Source organism: Streptomyces sp. NBC_00669, from assembly GCF_036226785.1.
Taxonomy (GTDB): Bacteria; Actinomycetota; Actinomycetes; order Streptomycetales; family Streptomycetaceae; genus Actinacidiphila.
In genome coordinates this window covers 3066371-3091978 of the sequence record NZ_CP109018.1, presented here as the reverse complement: position 1 = coordinate 3091978, position 25608 = coordinate 3066371, and the positions used below count along the sequence as shown (strand labels likewise).

The window sequence follows — 25608 nt, the reverse complement described above, 5'->3', positions numbered from 1 at the left end:
CTCGTCCAGGGGTCCTCGGGGTCCTCCATCCGGCAACGCCGGACGAGGTGTCGTCATTCCTCCGAACGTCCGGGGCGCCGCGTGCATTCCGCCCTCTCCGGTCCCGCTACGGCCCCGCTACGGCCCCTGCTCCGGCGCTGCTCCGGCGCCGCTTCGATGCCGCCGCCGCGCCGCGGACCGTACACCGGACGGGCAAGCCTGTGGATAACTTCGCCGGGGTGTCGCCGGAACCTGGCACAGTGGCGGTGTGACTGCGACAACCCACGACTCGCTCTTCCCCGCGATGCCCGACTCCGCGGACGCGGTGCTCGACGGACTCGACCCCGAGCAGCGCGCCGTCGCCACGGCACTGCACGGCCCGGTGTGCGTGCTGGCCGGCGCCGGCACCGGCAAGACCCGTGCGATCACCCACCGGATCGCGTACGGAGTGCGGTCGGGCATCCTCCAGCCCTCGACGGTGCTCGCGGTGACGTTCACCGCGCGCGCGGCGGGGGAGATGCGCGGGCGGCTGCGGCAGCTGGGTGCGGGCGGGGTGCAGGCGCGGACGTTCCACTCCGCCGCCCTGCGGCAGTTGCAGTACTTCTGGCCGCGGGCGATCGGCGGCGAGATGCCGCGCATCATGGACCGCAAGGTGCAGCTCGTCGCGGAGGCGGGCGCCCGCTCCAGGATCAGGCTGGACCGCAGCGAGCTGCGGGACGTGACCGGCGAGATCGAGTGGTGCAAGGTCACCCAGACGGTGCCGGAGGAGTATCCGGCCGTCGCCGCCAAGACCTCGCGCGACGTGCCGCGCGACCCGGCCGAGGTCGCGCGGATCTACGCGACGTACGAGCAGTTGAAGCGCGACCGCGGCCTGATCGACTTCGAGGACGTGCTGCTGCTGACCGTCGGCGTCCTCCAGGACCGGCCGGACGTGGCGGACACCGTCCGCTCGCAGTACCAGCACTTCGTGGTGGACGAGTACCAGGACGTCAGCCCGCTCCAGCAGCGCCTGCTGGAGCTGTGGCTCGGCGGCCGGGGGAATCTGTGCGTGGTCGGCGACGCCTCGCAGACGATCTACTCGTTCACCGGCGCCACCCCGGACTTCCTGCTCGGCTTCCGCACCCGCCACCCGGACGCCACCGTGGTCAAGCTCGTCCGGGACTACCGCTCCACCCCCCAGGTCGTCGGCCTGGCCAACGGCCTGCTCGGCCAGGCCCGCGGCCACGCCGCCGCCCACCGGCTCGAACTGATCTCGCAGCGCGAGCCGGGCCCCGACCCGGTCTACACGGAGTATCCGGACGAGCCGGCCGAGGCCGAGGGCGCCGCCCGCCGGATCAAGGACCTGATCGACTCCGGGGTGCGCCCCAGCGAGATCGCCGTGCTCTACCGGATCAACGCCCAGTCCGAGGTGTACGAACAGGCCCTCGCCGACGCCGGGGTGCCCTACCAGCTGCGCGGCGCCGAGCGGTTCTTCGAGCGCCCCGAGGTGCGCGAGGCGGGCATGCTGCTGCGCGGCGCGGCGCGCGCGGCCGCCGACCCGGGCGAGGAGCGGGAGACCATCCCGCAGCAGGTGCGGGCGGTGCTCAGCTCGCGCGGCTGGGCCTCGGAGCCGCCCGCGGGCTCCGGCGCGGTGCGCGACCGCTGGGAGTCGCTGGCGGCGCTGGTGCGGCTGTCGGAGGACTTCACCGCGGCCCGGCCCGCCGCGGAGCTGTCCGACTTCGTCACGGAGCTTGACGAGCGGGCCAACGCCCAGCACGCCCCGACGGTTGAGGGCGTCACTCTCGCCTCGCTGCACGCCGCGAAGGGCCTGGAGTGGGACGCGGTGTTCCTCGTCGGCCTGACCGAGGGCACCTTGCCGATCACCCACGCCAAGACCGACGAGCAGATCGAGGAGGAGCGCCGGCTGCTCTACGTCGGGGTGACCCGCGCCCGTCTGCACCTGTCGCTGTCGTGGGCGCTGTCGCGCTCACCCGGCGGGCGCGGCGGTCGGCGGCCCTCCCGCTTCATGGACGGACTACGGCCGGGGTCCGCGCCGCGCGGCGCCCGGGGCGGTGCCGGCGGCCAGGGCGGCGCCGAGCGCGGCTCGGGCGGCCGCAGCAGGCGCCGCGGCCCGGTGCTGTGCCGGGTGTGCGGGCGCACCCTGTCCGAAGCCGGCGAGATCAAGCTGATGCGCTGCGAGGACTGCCCCTCCGACCTCGACGAGGCGCTGTACGACCGGTTGCGCGGCTGGCGGATGGAACAGGCCAAGGCGCTCGGCCAGCCCGCCTACTGCGTCTTCACCGACAAGACGCTGCTGGCCATCGCCGAGGTCAGGCCGTCCGACGAGCAGGGGCTCTCCGCGATCCCCGGCGTGGGCGCCCGCAAACTCGACAAGTTCGGCGCCGACGTGCTGGCGCTGTGCACCGGAGTTCCCCTGGACGAAGCCGACGAAGCCCAGGACAGCGCGGAATACGACGCTCCGGACGAAGTACCGGAAGAGGCCCTTCCGGCCAACTCGCAGGAGGGCGCGGAATCTTCTTCGGAAGAAGCCGAAAAATAGTTTGCGCATCGCGCGGGAGTCCTCATAGCCTGCGTGAGCACGGTCGAGAACGGGTCTTCCAAGAGCCGCCAAGACTGTGATGTACTAGGCAAGTCCGGTCCACTGCCCTTACGAGACGCCGAGAGGAGGCGAGCACAGTGAGCAGCAACATCACCATCACCAAAATGACCGATCGTCCGGTCATGGCAGCCGCCTGCTCGCTCGACGTCTCCGTGGTCTCGCTGCATGGCAGCCGCCGGTCCCTCGCCTCTGCTCTGCTGCCGGTCCTGCCGGTGCGTGAGCACAGTGAGCGACCGACCGGGGCGCCCGCGGTAGCGGCGGCGAAGGCACAGGCGACCGCCTATGCCTTTACCTCTGCGGCTGCCGGCGCCGGCGCGACGAGCGCGAAGGCTGCCAAGGGCGGTGCCAATGGTGTCAAGGGCGCCATTGCCGCCGGACTGGTGATCGGACAGCAGCAAAAGAAGACGCAGCACGGTATGTGGGCCTTCCGCGGGCCTGAACCCTGGAGTGATCCAACCTGACATCGAGTCAGGTCGGCACCCTCAGGGCCGCGGAATCCCACACCGGGAACCGCGGCCCTTCTGTTTTCTCCACCCGGAGATCGCTGTCTACGCAGACAGACACAACCGAAGACCGGCCCACCGGCCGGACCGACAGACGAGGAACGAACACCGTGCATTCCGCCCCGCACGACACGTCCGGACTTCAGCCCGACCTGACCGGGACGCCCACCGGCGACCTCACCGACCACCCTCCCCTCGGCACTGCCGTCGGGGACCCCAGCGCAGACCCTCCGGAGAACACCTTGCTGCCCCTCACCGAGCTCGACGACGAGATCGAGCGACTCGGCGTGCCCGTCCCCTGCCGCACCTACGACCCCGAGGTCTTCTTCGCGGAGTCGCCGGCGGACGTGGAGTACGCCAAGTCCCTCTGCCAGACCTGTCCGGTCCGCGAGGCGTGCCTCGCCGGCGCCAAGGACCGCCGCGAGCCCTGGGGTGTCTGGGGCGGCGAGCTGTTCATCCAGGGCGTCGTGGTTCCCCGCAAGCGGCCGCGTGGCCGTCCGCGTAAGAACGCCGTCGCGGCATGAGCACTCGCGCCATGTTCCGCACCCGGCCCGGCACGATCGACCGGCCCTTGACGCATGACCCGAAGCACCGCAACTCCAAGAATCAGGCCCCGATGACGACTTCCCGCACCGATCAGCTCGCACGTACTTCCGACGCCTTCGCGTCGACCCAGAACAGGAACCTCGAGATGCAACTCATGCCAGAAGCCCTGGCTCGTGCCCATATGCAACAGCGACTGCGCGAGGCCGAACAGCAACGTAGGTCGCAGCGCCTGCTCACCGCCCGCCGGCTCCAGCGCCGTGCCGAACGCGCCTCGATGCGCGCCCGGCGCGCGCTGGCCATGGCGGTCATGCAGTAGCCGGCGCACGCGACAGCCCTCGCGACGTGACCGGGATGCCGTAACGGCACACCGGAAACCTCGAAGCAACGCTGACCACGTACGATCCCGCGGGACCGGTCCGACCAGGACCGGTCCCGCAGTGCGTTATCGCGACAAAACCGGCTTCCGCGGAGGTATCGTCACCCAGTGGATCAGAAACCCTCTCAGGCCACGACGACGGGCACACCGTCCAGCACACCGCGCACGTCCGGGACGGCCTGCGGTCGCTGCGGCGCCACTGCCGAGGGCCTTCCGCTGACCTGGACCTGCTCCGTCGAGAACGGGCGCCGCGTCTACTTCTGCGACACCTGCGCCCGCGAACACCTGCGCAGCATCGAGGGGCGCCTCGACTCCGCCTGGTGGTAGCTCACGCCGACGCCGCGGTGCCCTCCGGGTCGAACCCCGGCAGCCACTGCTGCAACTCCGCACGCAGCCGCACCTCGGCGCCGAGCTGGCACAGCACCCCGACCGTGCTCAACGTCACCCGGTGGATCAGCAGATACGACGGCGGCAGGTTCAACTGCTTGCCCAACTGGTGCGCCGGCGACCGAGGATCGGCGATCCGGGCCGCCTGCGCCCGCATCCACGCCCGGTCGAACCGGAACTCCTCCCGCCCGGCCGGCTCGATGATCGGCCGCAGATAGTCCAGTACCGCTTCCGCGTCGAGGGTGATCGTCGGCTTGACGAAGCCCTCCGCGCGCAGCATGCGGTACACCTCCTCCGCGTCGTCGGCCAGCGCCAGCCGCAGCGCGGTGCCGATCGGCAGCGGCAGGCCCTCCGGCAGCCGGTCCACCGTGCCGAAGTCCAGCACCCCCAGCCGCCAGCCCTCCGCCGGGCCGTCGTCGACGAGCAGGCGGAAGTTGCCCGGGTGCGGATCGGCGTGCAGCAGCCCGGTCCTGGCCGGGCCGGCGAACAGGAAGTGCGCCAGCAACTGTCCGGCCCGGTCCCGCATCTCCCGGCTTCCGCCCGAGATCACCTCCGACAGCGGCACCCCGTCCATCCACTCGGTGACCAGCACCTGGTCCGCCTGGTGCACCACATCCGGTACCTCGACATCGGGGTCCCCGGCGAACTCCTCCGCGTGTGCGTGCTGGGCCGCGGCCTCCAGTTCGTAGTCCAGCTCCTCCGCGACCCGGGCCCGCAACTCCGCGAGCAGCGGCTTCACGTCCATTCCCGGCACCAGCGGGCCGAACAGCCGCGCCACCCGGCCCAGTTGCGACAGGTCGGACAGCAGCGCGTCCCCGGCCCCCGGATACTGGACCTTCACCGCGACCTTGCGGCCGTCACTCCACACCGCCCGGTGCACCTGCCCGATCGACGCGGCCGCGGCCGGGATGTCCTCGAACGACGTGAACATCGAGCGCCAGTCCTTGCCGAGCTGCTCGGACAGCACCCGGTGCACGGTGCGGGCCGGCATCGGCGGAGCGGCCTCCTGGAGCTTGGTGAGCGCCGCGCGGTACGGTCCGGCGACGTCCTCCGGAAGTGCCGACTCGAACACCGACAGGGCCTGCCCGAACTTCATCGCGCCGCCCTTCAGCTCCCCGAGCACCTTGAAGAGCTGTTCGGCGGTGCGCTCCTGCAACTCGGTGGCGACCTCGTCGGCCGGCCGGCCGCCCAGCCGCTTGCCCAGCCCGAGCGTGGCCCGCCCGGCGAAGCCCAGAGGAAGCGCGGCCAGCTTCGCGGTGCGAGTCACCGCCTTGCGCGGAAGATCAGACATGCGCCCCCTCATTTCCCGTCGGTCACATGGCCATTGTGCCTCCCTCCGCCGCCGCCCGGCCGTGACGATCTCGACTTATCGCCTGTGGCGAGCGCTCCCGGGACCCCGCGGCCCCGCTGCCGGGGCCCTCCCCACCCGCAGCAGCGGTCCCGCATGCGCGCCCCGCCGTCGCCCGTGTCCCCGGGCCGGTCCCTGCCCCGAGCCGTGGCCGTACGCCGGTCCCCGTCCACGCCCCGGCGGGTGCGGCGGGCCCGGCCGCGTGGACCTCGGCACGGTGGGTTTCCGCGGTGCCGCCCCCGCTTCCGGCGCTCTGGCTGCCGCCGCCCCCGCTTCCGGCCTCCCGACTCACGGCGCCACCACCTCCGACGCTCGCCGTCGGCGCGTCGGCGGTGATCGCTCCTCGCGCCCCCGGCGCGCCGACGGTCCGCCGCCGCGCCGCCGCCCCGCACCCGCAGCGGCCGTCCGCGGTCAGCGCCCGCACCCGGGTGGACAAGCGGGACAGTGACAGCTCCACCCGGGCGCCCGCGCTCGGCGGCACCCGCCCGTCCAGGTGGGCCAGCACATGCGCCGCCGCCAACCCCGCCACCGCCGTGGCCAGCGCGATGTCGCAGGCCGGGACCGCGGACGGGCGTCCGGAGCGCAACTGGGCCAGCACCCGGGGCAGGGCCGGATCGCGGTCGGCCAGCGCCAGCAGCTGGCACTCCCCGCAGCCGCTCCGCCCGGGCAGCACCAGCGGCCCGACCAGGCCGGTGCCCTCCAGCACCCCCGCGTAGAGGTGTGGCACTCCCGAAGCCACCAGGCGGCGCGCCTGGGCCGCGTCGGGTGCGTAGGCGAGCAGTCCGTCCCGAGGGGCGACCACGGTGAGCGCGCCGCCGCCCGCCGCCCCGGCACCGCTTGCGCCGACCGCTCCCGGCGCCCGCGAGGCGCCACCCGGTCCGGCTCGGCCGTGCCCGCGGGTCACCCCGGGCGCGGCGCGGCGGACCGCACCCCTTCCCGCGGCATCGCGCCGCTCACCCACCTGCTCGGCGGGGAAGCCCGCCGGGCCGATGTCCCACGGCTCGACCCGCCCCACGTCGACGACGTCCACCGCCCCCACCCCTGCGGCCGACAGCACGGACGCCACCGCGGCGCCCACCCGGCCGGCCCCCAGCACCCGCACCCGCGACGCGCGCCGGTGCCGTATCCGCAGCGCGCCCGCGCCCGGGCCCGGGTGTACCACCGACAGGGCCGCGAGGTCCGGGCGCAGCCGGTCCAGCATGTCCGTGCGGTGCCGCAGCGCCCCGGACAGGTCGGAGTGCGCCGAGGCGTCGTCCAGCACGCCGCCCTCCGCCAGCAGGCCCAGCAGGTGCCGGACCCGGTCGGGCCCCAGGCCCAGCGCCTCCGCCTCGCGGGCCAGCACGTCCGCGCTCCGCGTGCCGTCCAGCAGCGACAGGAACCCGGCCGACGGTCCGTCCACCGGCTCGAGCACCACCGCCCGCTCCGGGTCCACCCCGAACTGCACGCACTCCCGGTCCCGCCAGCTCCTGCGCAGCGCGCTCTTCAACATCAACCGCATGGCTCGGCCCTCCTCGCCTGCCGGGCGCGTCCGAGCACACCCCGGGCGCGCCACCGCGCCCGCGCCAAAGCCCGCTCGGACATACCGCCACCGAATCGCCCAATCACTCTCAGTGACTGATATCTCCACCATGCCCGAAAAACTCACCAGGCCGGAGAAGTTATCCACAGGCTGTGAGGGATAGTCGTTCAAGATGCGTACAAAGCGAGGTGATTCCCGCGGCAACCGGCCCGGGGGCGGGACTTCCCCCACGTACAGCGGGTAACGTCGAGATGTGTCCGCCGATCCTGCCCATGACATCGCAGACCAGCCCGCCCGCGGCACCCGGGCGGGCGAGCCGGGCGGAGCGGGTGGCCCAGGCATGACAGGCCCGGTGGAGGTGCGCCGCAGTGCCCGTCGCCGCCGTACGGTGTCCGCCTATCGGGACGGCGACCGTACGATCGTTCTCCTGCCGGCTCGGATGTCCGCGGCCGAGGAGCAGCGCTGGGTGACGGTGATGCTGGAGAAGCTCGCCGCTCAGGAGAGCCGCCGGATGCCCGGTGACGACGAACTGGCCGCCCGCGCCGAGCGCCTTTCCGAGCAGTATCTGAACGCCCGGGCCGTACCCGACACCGTACGCTGGGTCACCAACCAGAACTCCCGGTGGGGGTCGTGCACCCCGGCCGAAGGCAGCATCCGGCTGTCCCACCGCCTTCAGGGCATGCCCGAGTACGTCATCGACTACGTGCTGCTGCACGAACTCGCGCATCTGCTGGTGCCCGGTCACGGCCCGCAGTTCTGGAAGCTGCTGGAGAGCTACCCGCGCACCGAGCGCGCCCGCGGGTTCCTGGAAGGCGTCGTCGCCGTCGACCGCCTGCCGCACGCGCCCGCTCCGCGCGAGGACTGACCGGCCCCGGCCCCGCGGCCGCGCGCACCCCCGTCACTCCGTCACCCCGTCGGGACAAGCCCGGCGCCTTACCGGTACAAGCTGGTGATGGCCGGTTCCGATGCGAGCCGTTAGCCTGACGCAACGCACAAGGACGACGGGCGCGTACGAAGCGGCGCGACGAGCCGGACGACAAGCGGAATGGGGGAAGGTCGCGCATGGCCAGGGAGTTCCAACGTGGCCACAAGGCCAAGATCACTGATCTGACCGCCGGCAGGGATCTCTATGTCGGCGTGCAGATCACTGCTCCCGGCCTCACGTTCGACATCAGTTGCTTCGGGCTCGACGCCGCCGAACAGCTCTCGGACGACCGGTACTTCGTGTTCTTCAACCAGCCGAAGTCGCCCGAGGAGTCGATCCAGCTCCTCGGCGCGCAGGCCGGCGACACCGAGTCCTTCCGGGTCACCCTCGACCGGATTCCGGACGCGGTGCGGAAGCTGTCCTTCACCGCCACCATCGACGGCGACGGGCAGATGTCGCAGATCTCGCCCGGCTACATCCGGCTGGTCGCGGGCGGCGAGGAGGTGGCGCGGTACGCCTTCACCGGTGCGGAGTTCAGCACCGAGCGCGCGGTGATGCTCGCCGACGTCTACCTCAAGGACGTGTGGCGCTTCGCCGCGGTCGGGCAGGGCTTCGACGGGGGACTCGACGCGCTGCTGCGGAACTTCGGCGGCGAGGTCGCCGAGGAGGAGCCGGCCGCTCAACAGCCGCAGGGCGCCCCGGGGTTCGCCCCGCCCGCCGGCGCGGCGGCCCCCGCACCCGGTTTCGCGCCGCCGCCAGGGCCCGCCGCGGGCACCCCGCCGCCGCTCCCGGCGCCGGCCGCCGTGCCCGCCCCCGCGCCGCCGCCCCCGGTCCAAGTCCCACCGCCGGCACCCGCGTTCGGCGCGCCGCCGGTCGGCCCCACCCCGCCGGCCGCCCCCACCCCTCCGCCGCTGCCCGGAGCCGGCGGCCTCTCGATTCACCAGGCGCCCACCATGGTCGGGCCGTTGAGCACTCCGCCCGCCCAGGCGCCGCCCTTCGGCCAGGTCCCGCCGCCCGCGCCGCCGCCCCCCTTCCCCGGGCAGGCCGCTCCGCCGCCCTTCCCGCAGCAGCCCGGGCCGCCGGCCCAGTTCGGCCGACCCGGCCCGCCCGGACCCCCGATGGGCGGCCAGAGCGGATACGCCGTGCCGCCGACGCCCACCCTGGGCGCGGGCCTCACCGTCTCCATGCAGAAGTACCGCGAGCAGCCCACCGGTCAGCGCTGGACGCAGCAGAACCCGAAGATGATGCGCGCCGACCTCGGCCAGGGCACCGGACAGCCGGTGCTGGCCCGTCAGGGCGCCATGGTGCTCTACCAGGGCAAGGTCGACTTCGCCTACAAGGGCGCGGGTTTCAGGGGCCGCGTCGTCGGCAACATGACCGGCCAGGAGATGCAGCTCATGCGCTGCACCGGCGGCGGCCAGGTCTTCTTCGCCGAGAACGCCGCCTACCTGCACCCCGTCGAGCTCCAGGGCGACGCGATCTGCGTCTCCGCGGAGAACGTGCTCGCCTTCGACGAGGGGCTCCAGTACGAGGTGCGCAGGATCGAGGGCCACGGCATCCCCGGCGGCGCCCTGTTCACCATGCAGTTCCAGGGCACCGGCACCGTGATCGTCAAGACCCACGGCACCCCTGTGGTCCTCCCGGTCACCCCGACCACCTACGCCGACAGCAACGCGATCGTCGCCTGGTCGGCGGGTTCCCAGGTGATCGTCTCCAGCCAGGTGCGGCTGCGCAGAAGCGTCTACCCCGGCCACAGCGGCGAGACCGTGAACCTCCAGTTCCGCGGCGCGCCCGGCAACTTCATCGTCGTCCAGCCCTACGAGGTGTGACCCGCCATGGACCAGCAGATGATCGCGGGTTACGCCCCCAAGCCGGTCGCCGCCCGGATGGAGAACCACGGCTCCTCCATGCTCAAGGTCGCCATGGCCACCGGCCAGGACCTCTACGCCCGCACCGGCTCGATGATCGCCTACGAGGGCTTCATCCAGTACGAGCCGAACCCGCCGGCGGTACGGCAGATGGCCGCGTCGTGGCTGACCGGTGAGAGCGCGCCGGTGATGAAGTGCACCGGCGACGGCCTGCTCTACCTGGCCGACTACGGCGCCGACGTGGTCTGCGTCAACCTGGACAACGAGTCGGTGTCGGTCAACGGCACCAACCTGCTGGCCTTCGACGCGCACCTGCAATGGGGCGTCGAGCGGGTCAAGGGCCTGGCGAAGTTCGCCGGCCAGGGCCTGTTCAACGTCGCGGTGTCCGGCACCGGTTGGGTCGCGATCACCTCTCGCGGCACTCCGATCGTGGTGGACTGCGGGTCCGGCGCCGACGAGACGTATGTCGACCCTGACGCCCTGGTGGCCTGGTCGTCGGGGCTGAAGATGAAGGCCAAGCGCAGCTTCAAGGCGTCGTCGCTGATCGGGCGCGGCAGCGGCGAGGCGTTCCAGATCGCGTTCTCCGGCCAGGGCTTCGTGGTCGTCCAGCCCAGCGAGGACAGTACCGACCGGCTCCGGGCCCGGGGCTGAGGGGGAGCGACACATCATGCAGAGCCCGCTTTTCGCCTTCACCGAGGTCCAGAACCAGGACCACTACAGCCTGCAGAACTCCTATCTGCTGCGGGTCCGGCTGGACGGTGACACCGGCCCGGACTGCCTCGCCCGCAAGGGCGCGATGGTCGCCTACCAGGGCATGATCGAGTTCGACGGGGAGTACCAGTCGCACTTCCAGCGCAGCGCGGCCCGCGCGACCGGCGAGGGCCTGGACCTGATGCGCTGCTCCGGCCAGGGCACGGTGTACCTGGCGAACCTCGCCCAGCAGATCCACATCCTGGATGTCGACCACGACGGTCTCACCGTCGACAGCGCCTACGTGCTGGCGCTCGACTCCGGCCTGCACTGGGATGTCATCGCGGTCGACAGCCAGTACGGCCTGGCCGGCACCGGGCAGTACAACGTCGCCATCGCCGGGCAGGGCAAGGTCGCCCTCATGACGTCCGGCAAGCCGCTGATGCTCCCGGTCACCCCGAACACGTACGTGTCCTGCGACGCGGACGCGGTCGTCGCCTGGTCGACTTCGCTGCGGGTCCAGATGCAGGCGCAGACCAGCAGTTCGTCGGTGTTCCGGCGGCGCGGCAACACCGGCGAGGGCTGGGAGCTGAACTTCGTCGGCCAGGGCTACGTCTTGGTGCAGCCCAGCGAGATGATGCCGCCGCAGAACGTGGAACTGCACGGCCTGCGGGCGCAGTACGGCGTCGGGGCGCAGGGCGCGCAGGGCGCCAACCAGGGGAACGTGTGGGGCGGTCGCTGAGCCCCTGAGGAACTGCGCGGTAAGGGGCACCGACCCAGGGTCGGCGCCTCTTACCGGTCTCCGATCGCCGGTCTCCCGCCGGCCGGTCCGTCTCCCGCCGGCCGTGGCGCTCTACCCGTCCGGCCGGACCGCGCTCCTCAGAGCAGCGCCCTGGTGCGTGCCACGAGGGTGCGGACCGACCGGTCCGGCAGCTCGGCGACCTCGTCGAAGGTGAACCAGCGCAGCGCGAGCGACTCGTCGCTGATGGACTCGACGGCACCCGGGGGAGCCACCGCGGCGTACTGGACGTCGAGGTGCCAGGCGCACGGCACCAGGTGGCGGTCGAGGTTGACGGGTCCGGGCACCAGGAGATCGAGCCCCCGGATGCCGGACTCCTCGGTGCCCTCGCGCAGCGCGGCACCCGACAGTGAGGTGTCGGCGGGCTCGCAGTGGCCGCCGGTCTGCAGCCACAGCTTGAGCTTGGCGTGCAGGGTGAGCAGGACGTGCTGCCGCTCGGCGTCCAGGATGAGCACGCTGCCGGTGAGGTGCCCGGCCTTGCAGAGCTTCTCCATGCCGTCCGAGTGGGCGGCCAGGTGCGCCAGGTACTCCCGGCGCAGCTCGTCCTGACCGGCGTCGGGGGCGTGCCAGCTCTCCAGGACGCCCACCGCGTCCTTGTGCAGGGTGCTCACTTGCCGGTGTCGCCGTCCTTGTCGTCGGGGCGCTCGGTGTCCGTGCTCTCGGCGTCCGCGCTCGCGTCCTTGGCCGAACCGCCGTCCTCGGTCTCTGCGGGCTTCTCCGGCCCGGCGGGTGTATCGGCCGCGCTACCGCCTGCGGTGCCCTTGGTGCCCTTGTCCAGGCTCGTCTCGGGGCCGCTGCCGGTGCCGCCGGCGGCCTCGCCGAGCAGCTTGTCGAGTTCGGAGAAGTCGATGACGTCGCGGTGTACGAAGCCGTCCGGGTCGTCGAGGTCCGCCGCGGTCGGCAGCATGTCGGGGTGCGCCCACAGCCCGTCGCGTCCCTCGACGCCACGGGCGTCGGTGAGCGAGGCCCACAGCCGGGAGGCGTCGCGCAGCCGACGCGGCCGCAGCTCCAGCCCGATGAGGGTGGCGAAGGTCTGCTCGGCCGGGCCGCCGGTCGCCCGGCGGCGGCGCAGCGTCTCGCGCAGCGCGCCCGCGGACGGCAGGTGCGGGGCGGCGGCCGCGTGCACGACCGCGTCCACCCATCCCTCGACCAGCGCGAGGGCGGTCTCCAGCCGGGCCAGCGAGGACTTCTGCGCCGGGGTGTCCTCGGGCTGGAACATGCCCTGCTGCAACGCTTCCTGAAGCTGCTCGGGCTGCGTGGGGTCGAGCTGACCGACGGCCTCTTCCAGGCGTGCGGTGTCGACCTTGATGCCGCGCGCGTATCCCTCGACGGCGCCGAACAGGTGGGCTCGCAGCCAGGGCACGTGGGCGAAGAGCCGCTGGTGGGCCGCTTCGCGCAGGGCGAGGTACAGCCGCACCTCCTCCTGGGGGATGCCCAGGCCCTCGCCGAACGCGGCCACGTTGGCCGGCAGCAGGGCGGCCTTGCCGGCCGGGCCGAGCGGCAGCCCGACGTCGGTGGAGCCGACCACCTCGCCGGCCAGGGTGCCGAGCGCCTGCCCGATCTGGGAGCCGAACATCGCGCCGCCCATGGAGCGCATCATGCCGAGCAGCGGGCCGGTCATGGCCTGCATCTCCTCGGGCAGGACGTCGCCCATGGCGCCGGCCACCCGCTCGGCGACCGGGTCGACGAGGTCCTTCCACACCGGCAGGGTCGCCTCGACCCATTCGGCGCGGCTCCAGGCCACGGCGGTGTTCGCGCCGGACGGCAGGGACGTGGCGCCGTCGAGCCACAGGTCGGCGAGGCGGACCGCCTCCTGGACCCAGTCGCGGTCGGCGCGGCCGACGCTCGCGTCCTTCACGCCGTCCGGGGTGCCCTGGGCGACGGTCTGGCGGGCGATGTCCTTGGCCATGTCCCAGTTCACGGGACCGCCGTCGTAGGAGAGCATCTGGCCGAGCTGCTGGAAGGCCGCGCCCAGGTCACCGGGGTTCAGGGAGCCGAACATCGCCGCGAGCGGGTTGTCGCCGCCGCCCGGGCCGAAGGGGTTGTCGCCGCCGAACCCGAACGGGTTCGGCTGGCCGCCCTTGGGCTGCTTGCCCTCGTCCCCGTCCTCGGGCTCCTCGGGAGGGACGCCGAATCCGAATGGGATGTCACTCACGGGATTCCTCGGATCTGTGTCGTGATGGGCTGTGTCGGGGGCCGGTTCGTGGTGGGCTGGAACTCTGGCTGCCGGTGGTGCGGCGGTTGTCGGGAGGTCTTGCTGGCCCGGCCCGGTGTGATGGGCTCTACCTCCAGCGTAGACACCCGTCCGGCAGGATGGCGCTGTACGTATCTGAGACAACCGTGGGAGACACCCGGTGAGTTCCCCAGAAGCACACGTTCGCCCAGAGCGGAGCCCCGGTCGGGCCGGGTCCGGGCCGGTGGTCGCGATCACTGGCGCGGCTTCCGGGGTGGGGCGCGCGCTGGCCATGCGGCTCGCCGAGTCCGACCAGGTCAGGAAGGTCGTGGCGATCGACGAGCGGCGCGGCGACGTGCCCGGGGCGACCTGGCGGGTGCTGGACGTGCGCGACCCGGCGATCGCCGAGAAGCTGCGCGGCGCGTCGGTCGTGGTGCACCTCGCGCTCGACCTCGACCTGGAGTCCGACGCGAAGGCCCGCTCGGCGTTCAACGTGCGCGGCACCCAGACCGTACTGACCGCGGCCGCCGCGGCCGGCGTGCACCGCGTGGTGCTGTGCACCTCGGCGATGGTCTACGGCGCCCAGGCCGACAACGACGTGCCGCTCGCCGAGGACGCGCCACTGCGGGCGACGTCCGAGGCGAGCTTCGTGGACGACCTGCTGGAGATCGAGCGGCTCGGCCGCCGTGCCCCGCGCGCCCACCCCGGCCTGAACGTGACGATCCTGCGGCCCGCGGTCCTGGTGGGCGACACCGACACCGCGCTGACCCGGTACTTCGAGTCGCCGCGGCTGCTGGTGGTGGCGGGCAGCCGGCCGTGCTGGCAGTTCTGCCATGTCGAGGACTTGGTGTCGGCGCTGGAGTTCGCGGTGCTGGAGAAGGTCGACGGCGAGATGGCGGTCGGCTGCGACGGCTGGCTGGAGCAGGAGGAGGTCGAAGAGCTGTCCGGCGTCCGCCGGATGGAGCTTCCGGCCGCGGTCGCCTTCGGCGCGGCCTCCCGGCTGCACCGACTGGGCCTGACCCCGTCGCCGGCCGGCGACCTCGCGTACACCATGCACCCCTGGGTGGTCAGCGGGCGCAAGCTGTACGAGGCGGGCTGGCGGCCCCAGTGGTCCAACGAGCAGGTGCTCGCCGAACTGCTCGCCGAGGTCGAGGGCCGCAACTCCGTCGCCGGGCGCCGCCTGGGACGCAAGGACGCCACCACGCTGGGTGCCGCGGGGGCGACCGTCGCCCTGATCGGCGCGGCGGCCGTGGTGCGCAGCGCCCGCAGACGCCGCGGCCTGTGACATCTGACGGCTGGTGAGCCCTGACGGCCCCCAACGATCGACGGTAATGGAATACTGTTTCCGCATCGCGGTATGAGCGGGGGAGTGAGGCAGGATGGAAGGCATGGCATCCGTATCCGGCGCACCCGGTGAGCCCGCGTCCTTCGGGGGCGCGGCCGACGACGGACCGGTCGTCCGCCTGCTCGCGATCCGCGACACGCCCCTGTCGGTGGACGAGGTCTTCGCCGCGGTCGGCGACGACGCCGCCGGTGGCACCGCGCTGTTCGTGGGCACGGTCCGCGACCACGACGGCCGCCCCGACGCCCAGGTGACCGGGCTGTCGTACTCCGCGCACCCCACCGCCGAGGCCGAGCTGCGCCGGGTCGCCGAGAAGGTCGCCGCGGACTTCCCCGTACGGGCGCTCGCCGCCGTCCACCGGGTCGGTGACCTGCGGGTCGGCGACATCGCGGTGGTCGTCGCGGTCGCCTGCCCGCACCGCGGCGAGGCGTTCGCCGCCAGCCGCCGCCTGATCGACGACCTCAAGCGCGAGGTGCCGATCTGGAAGCACCAGACCTTCGCGGACGGCGAGCAGGACTGGGTCGGCGCGTAGCTTTCCTCGCCGAAGGGCGGCCCTCGGCGAGGCGGCGAGCCGGCGCCGAACACCCTCCGTTAGTGGTACTTCGGGTTGCGTAACCCCGCGCCCCGGCCGAACGTTGACTCACCGAGTGGTTAATCTGCTCATAGGTCTGATTAATCTCGTTTGGGTCATAGGGGATCGGGGAGTTCGCAGTGGGAGCACTCACTTGGTTGCTCATTCCGGTGGCCGCCGCGGTCGCCGCCGCCATCTGGGCCCGCTGGGCCGCCCGCCGGCGCAGCCTCGGCGACGGCGCCTCGCTCGCCGGTTACGAGCGGTTCCGGCAGGCCATGCAGACGTCCTCGGTCACCCCGGCGGCGGCCGGCGGCGCCCCGGTTTCCGCCGTCGACGGGGACATCCCGGCGGAGGACGAGGAGGATTCACCCCGCGGGCCGGTTGTCGGACCGGTCCCGTAGGGTCAGGGCATGTCACGCCGCACCGCGACGCTGCTCGCCTCGACTCTGACGCTGATAGCGCTGCTGTGCGTGGCGCTGGTGACACCGACTCCGTACGCGGAGATGTCGCCCGGGCCGACCGTGAACACCCTGGGCAGCTACGGCGGCGAGAAGGTCATCGACATCTCGGGCCACAAGACGTATCCCACCAGCGGCAACCTGAACATGACGACGGTCCGCGTCACTGGTGCCGACTACCGGATGAACCTGGTCGAGGCGGTGCTCGGCTGGGCCCGGCACGACGACAAGGTCGTCGAGCACGACACCCTCTATCCCAAGGGCCAGACCGCCGAGCAGGCCGACCAGGAGAACGCCGAGGAGTTCAGCCAGTCGCAGGACAGCGCCAAGGTCGCCGCCCTGGAGGAGCTGAAGATCCCCGTGCAGTCCCGGGTGATCGTCGCCGCCGTGGTCAAGGGCGGCGCCGCCGAGGGCCTGCTGCACGCCGGTGACGTGATCAAGGCGGTGGACGGCCACCAGGTCACCGCGGCCGACCAGGTGGCGACCTTCGTCACCAAGCACACCCCGGGTGAGAAGACCGTGTTCACCGTGGTCAGGGCGGCCGACGTGAAGAAGAAGGCGCCGCCCACCCAGCAGGTGACGATCACCACCCGCACCTCCGACGACGAGGGCGCCAAGCGCGCGGTCGTCGGCATCCAGGCCGGCGTGGAGCACCTGTTCCCGTTCACCATCGACATCCGGCTCGCGGACGTCGGCGGCCCCAGCGCCGGCATGATGTTCGCGCTCGGCATCATCGACAAGCTCAGCCCGGGGGACCTCACCGGCGGCGCGTTCGTGGCCGGCACCGGCACCATCGACGACAACGGCAACGTCGGCCCGATCGGCGGTATCAGCCTCAAGACGATCGGTGCGCGCGACAAGGGCGCGAAGTACTTCCTCACCCCGGCCGACAACTGCGAGGAGGCCGCCAAGGACATCCCCGGCGGCCTCACCCTGGTCAAGGTGAAGACCCTGGACGACGCCATGGCGGCCCTGAAGGACATCCGCGACGGCGACGTCTCGAAGCTGCCGAGCTGCAAGAGCTGACCGCCGGGGCGGCCCTCCCGCGCCCGGCCCGTCCCGCTTCCCGCGGCCCCGGCAACCTAGGCGCTCAGCCGCCCTCCCTCACTCCTCGAAGGTCGCGCTCAGCGCGTCCGCCAGCCCCGGCACCAGGTCCTTGCCGGTCAGCACCTCCGTCTCCGAGTCCTTCGCGCGCAGCCGCACCGCCGACTCCCGCGTCCCGTCGCGCAGCACGCCGACCGTCATCCGCACCTCCTGCCGTTCCGGGTGCGCGGCGACCCAGGCGGCCAGCGCCTTGTCGTCCAGGTCGTCGGGGATGGCCGCCTCGGCGGACGGCGGCAGCATCAGCCGCTCCACGGTGAGCGCGCACCCGGCGATCACCTCGGGCCAGGCGATGGTGGCCAGGAACTCGTCGAGCGCCTGGCCGGCCGGCAACTCGTCCTGCTCGATGGGGGTCAGGCCCTCGGCCGCCGAGTCGGCGGCGTCCAGCCCGAGTTGGTCGGCGAGCGCGGGCTCCCGGGTGCGCAGGTGCGCGGTGTCGACGAGGGCGAACAGCCGGGCGGGCCGGTCCCAGCCGAGGCCCGACGCATAGGTGTCGATCTCGAGGACGGCGCGGGTCAGGGGGTTCGCCGCGAGCGGCGAACCTTCGGTCGCAGTGTTGGACATGTCAGTATCCTCCCCCTTCTCCGACCGGAATCGGGAACCGGCCAATGCGTCGATAAGTTGCACCTGTGGGAGTCCGACTCGGGGCACCCCGAGATCGCCGACCACTTCGAGGTGCGCACCGTGGTATTCGAGATGCCGGAACGCGACGGAGACGGAGGGGCGCCCGCACCTCGCTTCACCGTCGGCCGCCCGTCGCGCAGCGCCCGTACGCTGCTCGTCACCGTGGCCGTGCTGGCCCTGCTGATGATCGCGTTCGTGATGTTCGCCGGCTTCTGGACGGACCTGCTGTGGTACCGGTCGGTGCACTACTCCTCGGTGTTCGGCACGGTGCTGTGGACGAAGATCGCGCTGTTCTGCGCCTTCGGGCTGCTGATGGGGCTGGCGGTCGGCGCGAACATGTTCCTGGCGCACCGGCTGCGCCCGCCGCTGAGCGCGATGTCGCCCGAGCAGCAGAACCTCGACCGGTACCGGATGGGCATCGCGCCGTACAAGAAGTGGGTGCTGCTCGCGGTCAGCACCGTGGTCGGGCTGGTCGCCGGCGGATCGGCCACCGGTCAGTGGCGGTTGTGGCTGCTGTTCGTCAACGCGACGCCGTTCCACACCAAGGACCCGCAGTTCCACAAGGACGTGTCGTTCTACACCTTCGACCTGCCCTGGTACCGCTTCCTGCTGGCCTTCTGCTTCGCCGTCGTGCTGCTGTCCCTGCTGGCCGCCGTCCTGGTGCACTACCTGTACGGGGGGCTGCGCATCACCTCGCCCGGCGCCCGCGCCACCACGGCCGCCACCGGGCACCTGTCGGTGCTGCTCGGGCTGTTCGTCTCCCTGAAGGCGGTCGCCTACTGGCTGGACCGCTACTCGCTCGCGGTGAAGTCCAGCGGGATCAAGGCCACCGACAACTGGACCGGCCTGCGCTACGTCGACGCCAACGCGTACCTGCCGGCCAAGACCATCCTGTTCTCGATCGCGGTGATCTGCGCGCTGCTGTTCTTCGCCACCCTGTGGCGCCGCACCTGGACGCTGCCGACCGTCGGCTTCGGCCTGATGGTGCTGTCCGCGATCCTGATCGGCGGCCTGTACCCGGCGATCGTGCAGAAGTTCCAGGTCCAGCCGAACGAGGCCGCCAAGGAGGCGCCGTACATCCAGCGGAACATCGACGCCACCCGCGCCGCGTACGGCATCGACGACACCGTGGAGTCCGACTACAAGGGCACCAGCAAGGCGTCGAACGCCAAGCTGCGCGCCGACGCGGGCAGCGCGGCATCCATCCGGGTGCTCGACCCCAACGTGGTCTCACCGACCTTCCAGCAGACCCAGCAGTCCGGGAGCTACTACTCCTTCCCCTCCACCCTGGACGTCGACCGCTACACGGTCGACGGCAAGGAGCAGGACACCGTGGTCGGCGTCCGGGAGCTGAACGTGAAGGGCATCCCGGAGAACAACTGGATCAACGACCACTTCAAGTACACCCACGGCTACGGGATGGTCGCGGCCAAGGGCACCACCGTGACCGGCAACGGGGCCGGCTCGACCGCCGGTTCGACCGCCGGCTCCGGCAACGGCACTGACACCGGCTCCGGCGCCGGTTCCGGCGCGTCGAGCGACTCCGACCACACCGGCCAGCCGGTCTACACCGAGCAGGGCCTGCCCACCGCCGGCGCCCTCGGCCCGTACACGCAGCAGATCTACTTCGGCGAGCAGACCAAGCAGTACTCGATCGTGGGCGGCCCCACCAAGGAGCTGGACTACGCGGAGAAGAAGCGCGAGGTGACCACCACCTACCGGGGCAACGGCGGGGTCAGCCTCGACAACCCGGTCACCCGGGCCGCGTACGCGGTGACGCTCGGCGAGCCGAAGATCCTCTACTCGGGCGCGATCGGGCACGGTTCGCAGATCCTCTACCACCGCACCCCCAAGCAGCGCGTCGAGGCGGTCGCGCCCTGGCTGACGATCGACGGCGACCCGTATCCGGCCGTCGTCGGCAAGCACGTGGTGTGGATAGTCGACGCCTACACGACGAGCGACAACTACCCGTACGCCTCGCGTACGACGCTGGGCAACACCACCGCGGACTCCCTCACCGACAACCAGCGGTCGGTGGTGGCCCGGCAGAACCGGGTCAACTACATCCGCAACTCGGTGAAGGCCACCGTGGACGCCTACACCGGCGCCGTGACGCTCTACCAGTGGGACGCCAAGGACCCGGTGCTCAAGACCTGGATGAAAGCGTTCCCGCACACGGTACGGCCCAAGAGCGCGATCCCGGCCGCGCTGATGGCGCATCTGCGCTACCCGGAGGACCTGTTCAAGGTGCAGCGCCAGCTGCTCACCCAGTACCACGTCACCAAGGCCGCGCAGTTCTACACCGGCAGCCAGGTCTGGCAGGTCCCGAACGACCCCGCGTCCAAGTCGGGCAAGGCGGTGCCGCCGTACTACCTGAGCCTGAAGATGCCCGGCCAGAGTGCGCAGAGGTTCTCGCTCACCTCCACCTTCACGCCCGACGGGCGCGGCAACCTGGCGGCGTTCGTCGCGGTGGACTCCGACGCGACCAGCCCGGACTACGGGAAGATACGCCTGCTGGAGACGCCCACCGACGACCCCGTGGACGGGCCGCGGCTGGTGCAGAGCAAGTTCAACTCCGACTCCGCCTACGCCCAGCAGATCTCCCGGCTGCGCGGCAAGGACTCCACCATCGAGTACGGCAACCTGCTCACCCTCCCGCTGGACGGCGGGCTGCTGTACGTGGAGCCGGTCTACCTGCGCGGCGCGAACGTCGACTACCCCCTGCTGAAGAAGGTGTTCGTCAGCTTCAACGGGCGCAACGCGTTCGACGACACCCTCGACCAGGCGCTGGACTCCCTCTTCGGCAGCGGCGGCGGCACGTCCACCGGCCCGACGAGCCCCACCGGCCCGACCGGTCCCGCGAGCCCGGGCGGGCCGACCGCCTCGCCGCCGGGCAGCTCCGCCGACCCCCAGGTCGAGGCGGCCCTGACGAAAGCCCAGAAGGCGTACGACGACGCGCAGACGGCCATGCGGAAGAACGACTGGACGGCGTACGGCGAGGCGCAGCGGCGCCTCGGCAAGGCGCTGCGGGAGGCCGAGCGGGCCGAGAAGGCGGCGAAGGCCGTCAACCCGGCGAAGGCCGCCAAGCCTTCGAACGCGGGCTGATCAGGTGACATCCCGCGCCGTGGTACGGTTGGCACACAACGACGCGGGGTGGAGCAGCTCGGTAGCTCGCTGGGCTCATAACCCAGAGGTCGCAGGTTCAAATCCTGTCCCCGCTACCACGACGGCTCGGGGTCTCAAGGGACCCCGGGCCGTTTTTTCGCGCCCGCCGCCAGGTCGCGGGGCGCCGCTCCGTTTAGGTGAGAACCAGACTTACCGTCAAGGGAGTTCGGGTCACTTCACTTGTTCGTGTGACATCACGTTTACGGTGTTTGGCCTGACGCCTTGTCGGGAAGTCGATAAAACGCCGAAGTGACCAAGCGGGGTGCGGTATACCAGGTGTACGCCGCTGACAGGTGGTGCGACCATGGGGCTTATGGGGGACGGTGCAGGACTGCTGAACACTCGTCAGAACCGTGAGGAGCGGGAGCCGACGGGCCGGAAGGCCGTGACCGTGGCCGAGTTGCTGCCCGCGCCCCGTAGCGCCGAGCCCGCGCAGGAGTCCGCGGGCGCCCCCGACGACGCCTCGGCCATGGCGCCGGCCCTGCTCGGTGACCTGCCCGACGAGGACACCCTCGCGATGCGCGAGGAGGCCGAGATCGAGGCCCGGCACCGGGTGGCCGCCGACGCGGGCGACCCCGGCGCGATGAGCGCGCTCGGCACCCTGCTGCTGCGCCGTGGCGACCTCGACGGCGCGGAGCCCTACCTGCGGGGCGCCGTCCAGGACGGCGACCGTGCCGCCGCCAACAACCTCGCCCTGCTGCTGCACCAGCGCGGCTGCGCCGAGGAGGCCGCCGGCTGGTGGCGGATCGCCGCCGTCGCCGGCTCCGCGCCCGCCGCGCACGCCCTCGGCCGCCACCTGCGCGAGCGTGGCGACGAGCCCGGCGCCGAGTACTGGCTGCGCCAGTCCGCCGAGGCCGGCCACGCCCTGGGCGCGTACGCCCTCGCCGACCTGCTCGACCACCAGCGGGACGTCGCCGCCGAGCGCTGGTTCCGCAGCGCCGCCGAGCAGGGCCACCGCGAGGCCGCCTACCGGCTGGCCCGGATCTGCGCGGTCCGCGGCCAGGAGCGCGAGGCCGAGCAGTGGTACCGCCAGGCCGCCGCCAAGCGGCACCGCCGTGCCGCGCTGCGGCTCGGCACGCTCCTGGAGGAGCGCGGCGAGACCAAGGAGGCCGAGCGCTGGTACCTGACGGCCGCCCGTGACGGCGAGGCCCGCGCCGCGTGCGCGCTGGGCTTCCTGCTGCGCGACGCCGGCGACGTCGACCTGGCCGCGACCTGGTGGCGGCGTGCCGCCCAGGCCGGTGACGGCAACGCGGCGAACGCGCTGGGCGCCCTGCACGCCCAGGAGGGCGAGACGCAGACCGCCGAGCGCTGGTACCGCACCGCCATGGAGGCGGGCGACGTCAACGGCGCGTACAACCTCGGCCTGCTCTGCGCGGGCAACGGCCGGGCCGCGCAAGCCGAGCAGTGGTACCGCAAGGCCGCGTACGCCGGGCACCGCGAGGCCGCCAACGCGGTCGCCGTGCTGCTGCTCCAGCGCGGGGACGCGGCCGGCGCGGAGCCGTGGTTCTCCAAGGCCGCGGAGTCCGGCAGCATCGACGCGGCCTTCAACCTCGGCATCCTGCACGCCTCCCGCGGTGAGGACGCCACCGCGCGGCGCTGGTACGAGCACGCCGCCGCGGCCGGACACGCCGAGGCCGCGCTCCAGGTCGCGATCGCGCTCCAGCGCGAGGGCGACCAGCACGCCGCCGAGCGGCATCTGCGCTGCGCGGCCGGCGGCGGCAGCCCCGAGGCGGCCTTCCGCCTCGGCACGCTCCTCGACGGTCATGAGGAGGGGCGCACGGAGGTCGCCGAGGAGGCGGAGGAGTGGCACGAGCGCGCGGCGCGCCAGGGGCACCGCCGCGCTCAGGTGCGGCTCGGCATGGGCGCGGCCAAGCGGGGTGACGTGGTCGAGGCCGCGCACTGGTACCGGCTCGCGGCCGAAGCGGGGTCGCGCAACGGGGCGTTCAACCTCGGGTTGCTGTTCGCGCGGGAGGGGAGCGAGCCGGAGGCCGCGCTCTGGTGGACCCGTGCGGCGGAGGCGGGGCACGGGCGGGCGGCTTTGCGGATGGCGCTGCTTTCGGCGCGGCGTGGGGACCTGCCGGCCGCGCAGTCGTGGTGTGCTCGTGCGATCGACTGCGGGCCCCCGGAGGTGGCGGAGCGGGCGGCGCGGCTCACTGCGGCGGTTTCCCACGAACTCACTGCGTGATCGCTGGGGCGGTCCGCCCGGGGTGGCTGGTGCTGTCGGCTCCCGGACCACCTGCCGGTGGGGGGCTGGTCGCGCAGTTCCCCGCGCCCCTGGGGTGCTGCCCCTGGGGGTTGCCTTTTTGGTGGGGGGTGGTCGGTTCTTCGCCAGGGTTTCGCTTGGGAGGTGGCTTCCCGTGCCCTTGGGTGGGTGCCTGTTGGGGTGGCGTTGTTGGTGTGCGGTGGGTGGGGGGCTGGTCGCGCAGTTCCTCGCGCCCCTGGGTGGGTGCCCCTTGGGGTTTCGGGTTTGCCTTGCGGTGGGGTTGTTGGTGTGCGGTGGGTGGGGGGCTGGTCGCGCAGTTCCTCGCGCCCCTGGGTGGGTGCCCCTGGGGGTTGCCTTTTTGGTGGGGGCGGAATGAGGGGGATTGGGGGAGGGATTTGGTGGGGTCGGTGGGGCGGGGTATGGTGAGGGAACAACGACGCGGGGTGGAGCAGCTCGGTAGCTCGCTGGGCTCATAACCCAGAGGTCGCAGGTTCAAATCCTGTCCCCGCTACCACGTAGGACGTAAGCCCGAAAGCAACTGCTTTCGGGCTTACGTGTTGTTCGGGCAAAGTCCGGGTGAAGCTGCTTGGTGGGGGCCGGGTGGGGCGGGACGATGGGGGTGGAGAGTCGCGCAAGGCCGGGAGGCGGGTTGCTGCGCAGGCGGCGTCGGGCAGAGGCGGTTGACGTATCCGCGGAGCGGGCCGCGGAGGCGGCGCGGTGGGCCGCGTGGTGCGGGCGGGTGGTGGAGGGGCGGCGCCCCGAGGACGTGAGGGCGCTGCTGGCGCGGCTGCGCGGGGCCGTGGAGCGGGGAACCCCGCAGACGCGGAGTGCGGCCGTGGAGGCGCTGGGGCGGGCGCCCGCAGGGCTGTTGACGTTGCTGGACCGGCACGCGCGGTGCCCGGAGCGGGTGCGTACGGTGCCGGCCGCGGCGGAGGCTGTCGTACCGTCATCCGATCTGCTCGGCGGGCTCGTTGCGTCGCTGGAGGCGGACGGGCGGGTGCGGCAGGCGGCGGTGGAGGCGCTGGCCGCGTTCGGGGGGCCGCTGCCCGCGGCGGCGCTGGCGGTGCGGGCGGTGGACTGGGTGCCGCAGGTCGCTGCGGGGGCGCGCGGTGCGCTGCTGGCGCGTACCGCCCCGGACGAGGCGCCCGCGGTGGTGGGCGTGCTGCTGAGGGTCGGGGAGAGGCGGCGGGCGCAGGGCCTGCTCGCCGGGTACCGGTCGGTGCTGGGCGAGCCGGCGCAGTGCCGGGCGGTGCGGGTGCTGGCCGGGCACGCCGATCCGCCGGTGCGCCGCTTCGGTGTCGAACTCGCCCTGGACCTGGGGGAATACGTCCGCGGCGACCTGCTGCGCACCGCGCTGCACGACAGCGACCAGGTGTGCCGGCGGCTGTGCGCGCAGCGGCTGCTGGAGCTGGACCCGGAGCAGGCCGGGCGGCTGTTATGGGCGAGTGGTGCGGGAGTGCGCGAGCTGGCGGTCTCGGTGCTGCCCGCGGACGTGCCGGCCACGCGGCTGGTGGCGCCGCTGGCGGATCGGGCCAGGATGGTGCGGGCGCAGGCCCGTTGGAAGCTCTACCAGCGCGGTGAGCCGCCCGCGGAGGTCTACCGCAAGCAGTTGCGGAAGGCGGTGAAGGCGGCGGACGCCGCGCCGGGGCTGCTGGCCGGGCTCGCCGCGGGCCTGGGGGAGTGCGGCGACGCCGCGGACGTGGGGGCGCTGGCCCGGCTGCTGCCCGACCCGCGTGCGGCGGTGCGCAGGGCGGCGGCGCGCGCGGTGGGACGGCTGGCCAAGCCGTACGAACTGGTGCCGCTGCTCGCCCCGTTGGCCAACGATCCGGACCCAGGTGTGGCCAGGGAGGTGTTCGGGGGGCTGGCGCGGGTGCCGCACGACGTGCCGCCGGAGACGCTGTGGATCGGCCGGACCCGGACCGAGCCGGCGGTGCGCCGGCTGGCCGAGCGGATCGGCGTACGGGGTGGGCGAACGGCTATGCGCAGTCCGGGCAGAGCCCGCGGTAGGTGACCTCGGCGGCGGAGACGGTGAAGCCGAAGCGCTCGTCGACGGGGAGGGCGGCGAGCGGGTCGCCGGTGGGGTGGACGTCGCGCACGGTGCCGCAGTCGGCGCACACCAGGTGCTGGTGCGGGTGGTGCGCGTTCGGGTCGTACCGCTTGGCGCGGCCGTCGGTGGTGACCTCGATGATCTCGCCGATGCTCACCATCTCGCCGAGCGTGTTGTAGACCGTCGCCCGCGAGATCTCGGGCAGGCGGGCGATGGCGCGGGCGTGCACCTCGTCGGCGGTGAGGTGCACGTGGTCGCCGTCGAGCACCTCGGCCACGACGCGCCGCTGGGAGGTCATCCGCCAGCCGCGTTCGCGTAGTCGTTCCAACAGGTCGCTCATGTGTCCCAGCCTAACAGTCGGGGTCCTGAAGACGACATGGTCCAC

The 25608-nt window shown here is 72.6% G+C and carries 22 protein-coding genes and 2 tRNA genes; 18 read left to right on the top strand and 6 right to left on the bottom strand.

Annotated elements, in window-relative coordinates; translation table 11 throughout:
- Positions 1 to 283 precede the first annotated feature (283 nt).
- The 5 genes from OG896_RS12460 (at position 284) to OG896_RS12440 (ending at position 4330) form a co-directional block, all read left to right on the top strand.
- The gene (locus tag OG896_RS12460) at positions 284 to 2518 is read left to right on the top strand and encodes an ATP-dependent DNA helicase UvrD2 (protein WP_329373938.1); all 2235 of its coding nucleotides are present in this window, start codon (positions 284 to 286) and stop codon (positions 2516 to 2518) included.
- Between the two features lie 137 nt (positions 2519 to 2655).
- Positions 2656 to 3039 (top strand): hypothetical protein, encoded by a 384-nt coding sequence (locus OG896_RS12455; RefSeq protein ID WP_402441977.1) that lies wholly within the window; start codon positions 2656 to 2658, stop codon positions 3037 to 3039.
- 194 nt (positions 3040 to 3233) lie between these two features.
- Positions 3234 to 3605: a WhiB family transcriptional regulator gene (locus OG896_RS12450; protein ID WP_402442625.1), complete on the top strand. Its 372-nt coding sequence runs from the start codon at positions 3234 to 3236 to the stop codon at positions 3603 to 3605.
- A complete protein-coding gene (locus OG896_RS12445) occupies positions 3602 to 3943 on the top strand; it encodes a hypothetical protein (protein ID WP_329365029.1) in 342 nt (113 codons plus the stop codon). Before OG896_RS12450 ends, OG896_RS12445 begins: the two co-directional genes overlap by 4 nt.
- 168 nt (positions 3944 to 4111) lie before the next feature.
- Entirely contained in the window at positions 4112 to 4330 is a 219-nt protein-coding gene (locus OG896_RS12440; protein WP_329365027.1) for a hypothetical protein, read from the top strand.
- A gap of 1 nt (position 4331) precedes the next feature.
- Here the strand turns inward: OG896_RS12440 and OG896_RS12435 are convergent, their stop codons facing one another.
- Complete coding sequence (locus tag OG896_RS12435; protein WP_329365026.1) at positions 4332 to 5681, bottom strand: ABC1 kinase family protein; 1350 nt, start codon at positions 5679 to 5681, stop codon at positions 4332 to 4334.
- Positions 5682 to 5703: 22 nt separating this feature from the next.
- Positions 5704 to 7236 carry a ThiF family adenylyltransferase gene (locus OG896_RS12430; RefSeq protein WP_329365024.1) on the bottom strand — a complete coding sequence of 511 codons (1533 nt, stop codon included), beginning with the start codon at positions 7234 to 7236 and terminating at the stop codon, positions 5704 to 5706.
- A gap of 274 nt (positions 7237 to 7510) precedes the next feature.
- On the opposite strand from OG896_RS12430, the gene OG896_RS12425 reads away from it, so the two are divergent.
- The 4 genes from OG896_RS12425 to OG896_RS12410 all read left to right on the top strand — a co-directional run bounded on the left by OG896_RS12425 (position 7511) and on the right by OG896_RS12410 (position 11482).
- On the top strand, positions 7511 to 8122 hold the full coding sequence (locus tag OG896_RS12425; protein WP_328469012.1) for a M48 metallopeptidase family protein: 612 nt from the start codon (positions 7511 to 7513) through the stop codon (positions 8120 to 8122).
- A gap of 197 nt (positions 8123 to 8319) precedes the next feature.
- Complete coding sequence (locus OG896_RS12420) at positions 8320 to 10011, top strand: TerD family protein (protein ID WP_329365020.1); 1692 nt, start codon at positions 8320 to 8322, stop codon at positions 10009 to 10011.
- A 6-nt stretch (positions 10012 to 10017) separates the two neighbouring features.
- Entirely contained in the window at positions 10018 to 10701 is a 684-nt protein-coding gene (locus OG896_RS12415) for an AIM24 family protein (protein ID WP_328469016.1), read from the top strand.
- Between the two features lie 16 nt (positions 10702 to 10717).
- Positions 10718 to 11482: an AIM24 family protein gene (locus tag OG896_RS12410; protein WP_329365018.1), complete on the top strand. Its 765-nt coding sequence runs from the start codon at positions 10718 to 10720 to the stop codon at positions 11480 to 11482.
- Positions 11483 to 11619: 137 nt separating this feature from the next.
- Here OG896_RS12410 and OG896_RS12405 read toward each other — a convergent pair whose 3' ends face one another.
- Both OG896_RS12405 and OG896_RS12400 read right to left on the bottom strand, forming a co-directional pair.
- Complete coding sequence (locus OG896_RS12405) at positions 11620 to 12150, bottom strand: NUDIX hydrolase (protein ID WP_329365016.1); 531 nt, start codon at positions 12148 to 12150, stop codon at positions 11620 to 11622.
- The gene (locus OG896_RS12400; protein ID WP_329365014.1) at positions 12147 to 13694 is read right to left on the bottom strand and encodes a zinc-dependent metalloprotease; all 1548 of its coding nucleotides are present in this window, start codon (positions 13692 to 13694) and stop codon (positions 12147 to 12149) included. The genes OG896_RS12405 and OG896_RS12400 overlap by 4 nt, the downstream gene beginning before the upstream one ends.
- Before the next feature lie 199 nt (positions 13695 to 13893).
- On the opposite strand from OG896_RS12400, the gene OG896_RS12395 reads away from it, so the two are divergent.
- The 4 genes from OG896_RS12395 to OG896_RS12380 all read left to right on the top strand — a co-directional run bounded on the left by OG896_RS12395 (position 13894) and on the right by OG896_RS12380 (position 17109).
- Positions 13894 to 14997 (top strand): SDR family oxidoreductase, encoded by a 1104-nt coding sequence (locus tag OG896_RS12395; RefSeq protein ID WP_329365012.1) that lies wholly within the window; start codon positions 13894 to 13896, stop codon positions 14995 to 14997.
- A 103-nt stretch (positions 14998 to 15100) separates the two neighbouring features.
- Positions 15101 to 15586: a molybdenum cofactor biosynthesis protein MoaE gene (locus tag OG896_RS12390; RefSeq protein WP_329365010.1), complete on the top strand. Its 486-nt coding sequence runs from the start codon at positions 15101 to 15103 to the stop codon at positions 15584 to 15586.
- A 179-nt stretch (positions 15587 to 15765) separates the two neighbouring features.
- On the top strand, positions 15766 to 16026 hold the full coding sequence (locus OG896_RS12385; RefSeq protein ID WP_329365008.1) for a hypothetical protein: 261 nt from the start codon (positions 15766 to 15768) through the stop codon (positions 16024 to 16026).
- A 9-nt stretch (positions 16027 to 16035) separates the two neighbouring features.
- A complete protein-coding gene (locus OG896_RS12380) occupies positions 16036 to 17109 on the top strand; it encodes a YlbL family protein (protein WP_329365006.1) in 1074 nt (357 codons plus the stop codon).
- Between the two features lie 78 nt (positions 17110 to 17187).
- Here the strand turns inward: OG896_RS12380 and OG896_RS12375 are convergent, their stop codons facing one another.
- A complete protein-coding gene (locus OG896_RS12375; protein WP_328469033.1) occupies positions 17188 to 17748 on the bottom strand; it encodes a PPA1309 family protein in 561 nt (186 codons plus the stop codon).
- A gap of 132 nt (positions 17749 to 17880) precedes the next feature.
- Between OG896_RS12375 and OG896_RS12370 the strand changes: the two genes are divergently transcribed.
- From OG896_RS12370 to OG896_RS12350, 5 genes are all read left to right on the top strand, one after another.
- Complete coding sequence (locus tag OG896_RS12370) at positions 17881 to 20913, top strand: UPF0182 family membrane protein (protein ID WP_329373934.1); 3033 nt, start codon at positions 17881 to 17883, stop codon at positions 20911 to 20913.
- A 42-nt stretch (positions 20914 to 20955) separates the two neighbouring features.
- Positions 20956 to 21032: transfer RNA gene (locus tag OG896_RS12365), tRNA-Met, on the top strand.
- A 254-nt stretch (positions 21033 to 21286) separates the two neighbouring features.
- On the top strand, positions 21287 to 23158 hold the full coding sequence (locus OG896_RS12360; RefSeq protein ID WP_443057014.1) for a tetratricopeptide repeat protein: 1872 nt from the start codon (positions 21287 to 21289) through the stop codon (positions 23156 to 23158).
- A gap of 455 nt (positions 23159 to 23613) precedes the next feature.
- Positions 23614 to 23690 (top strand) — tRNA-Met (locus OG896_RS12355).
- Between the two features lie 225 nt (positions 23691 to 23915).
- Positions 23916 to 25187 carry a HEAT repeat domain-containing protein gene (locus OG896_RS12350; protein ID WP_329365004.1) on the top strand — a complete coding sequence of 424 codons (1272 nt, stop codon included), beginning with the start codon at positions 23916 to 23918 and terminating at the stop codon, positions 25185 to 25187.
- Here the strand turns inward: OG896_RS12350 and OG896_RS12345 are convergent.
- Positions 25153 to 25563 carry a Fur family transcriptional regulator gene (locus OG896_RS12345; RefSeq protein WP_329365002.1) on the bottom strand — a complete coding sequence of 137 codons (411 nt, stop codon included), beginning with the start codon at positions 25561 to 25563 and terminating at the stop codon, positions 25153 to 25155. The two genes, OG896_RS12350 and OG896_RS12345, sit on opposite strands and share 35 nt — an antisense overlap.
- Positions 25564 to 25608 lie beyond the last annotated feature (45 nt).

Coding starts and splice junctions, on each gene's coding strand:
- OG896_RS12360 (WP_443057014.1), top strand. CDS start 21,287: ATGGGGGACGGTGCAGGACTGCTGAACACTCGTCAGAACCGTGAGGAG.
- OG896_RS12460 (WP_329373938.1), top strand. CDS start 284: ATGCCCGACTCCGCGGACGCGGTGCTCGACGGACTCGACCCCGAGCAG.
- OG896_RS12390 (WP_329365010.1), top strand. CDS start 15,101: ATGGCATCCGTATCCGGCGCACCCGGTGAGCCCGCGTCCTTCGGGGGC.
- OG896_RS12435 (WP_329365026.1), bottom strand. CDS start 5,681: ATGTCTGATCTTCCGCGCAAGGCGGTGACTCGCACCGCGAAGCTGGCC.
- OG896_RS12370 (WP_329373934.1), top strand. CDS start 17,881: ATGCCGGAACGCGACGGAGACGGAGGGGCGCCCGCACCTCGCTTCACC.
- OG896_RS12380 (WP_329365006.1), top strand. CDS start 16,036: ATGTCACGCCGCACCGCGACGCTGCTCGCCTCGACTCTGACGCTGATA.
- OG896_RS12345 (WP_329365002.1), bottom strand. CDS start 25,563: ATGAGCGACCTGTTGGAACGACTACGCGAACGCGGCTGGCGGATGACC.
- OG896_RS12445 (WP_329365029.1), top strand. CDS start 3,602: ATGAGCACTCGCGCCATGTTCCGCACCCGGCCCGGCACGATCGACCGG.
- OG896_RS12375 (WP_328469033.1), bottom strand. CDS start 17,748: ATGTCCAACACTGCGACCGAAGGTTCGCCGCTCGCGGCGAACCCCCTG.
- OG896_RS12410 (WP_329365018.1), top strand. CDS start 10,718: ATGCAGAGCCCGCTTTTCGCCTTCACCGAGGTCCAGAACCAGGACCAC.
- OG896_RS12420 (WP_329365020.1), top strand. CDS start 8,320: ATGGCCAGGGAGTTCCAACGTGGCCACAAGGCCAAGATCACTGATCTG.
- OG896_RS12415 (WP_328469016.1), top strand. CDS start 10,018: ATGGACCAGCAGATGATCGCGGGTTACGCCCCCAAGCCGGTCGCCGCC.
- OG896_RS12430 (WP_329365024.1), bottom strand. CDS start 7,236: ATGCGGTTGATGTTGAAGAGCGCGCTGCGCAGGAGCTGGCGGGACCGG.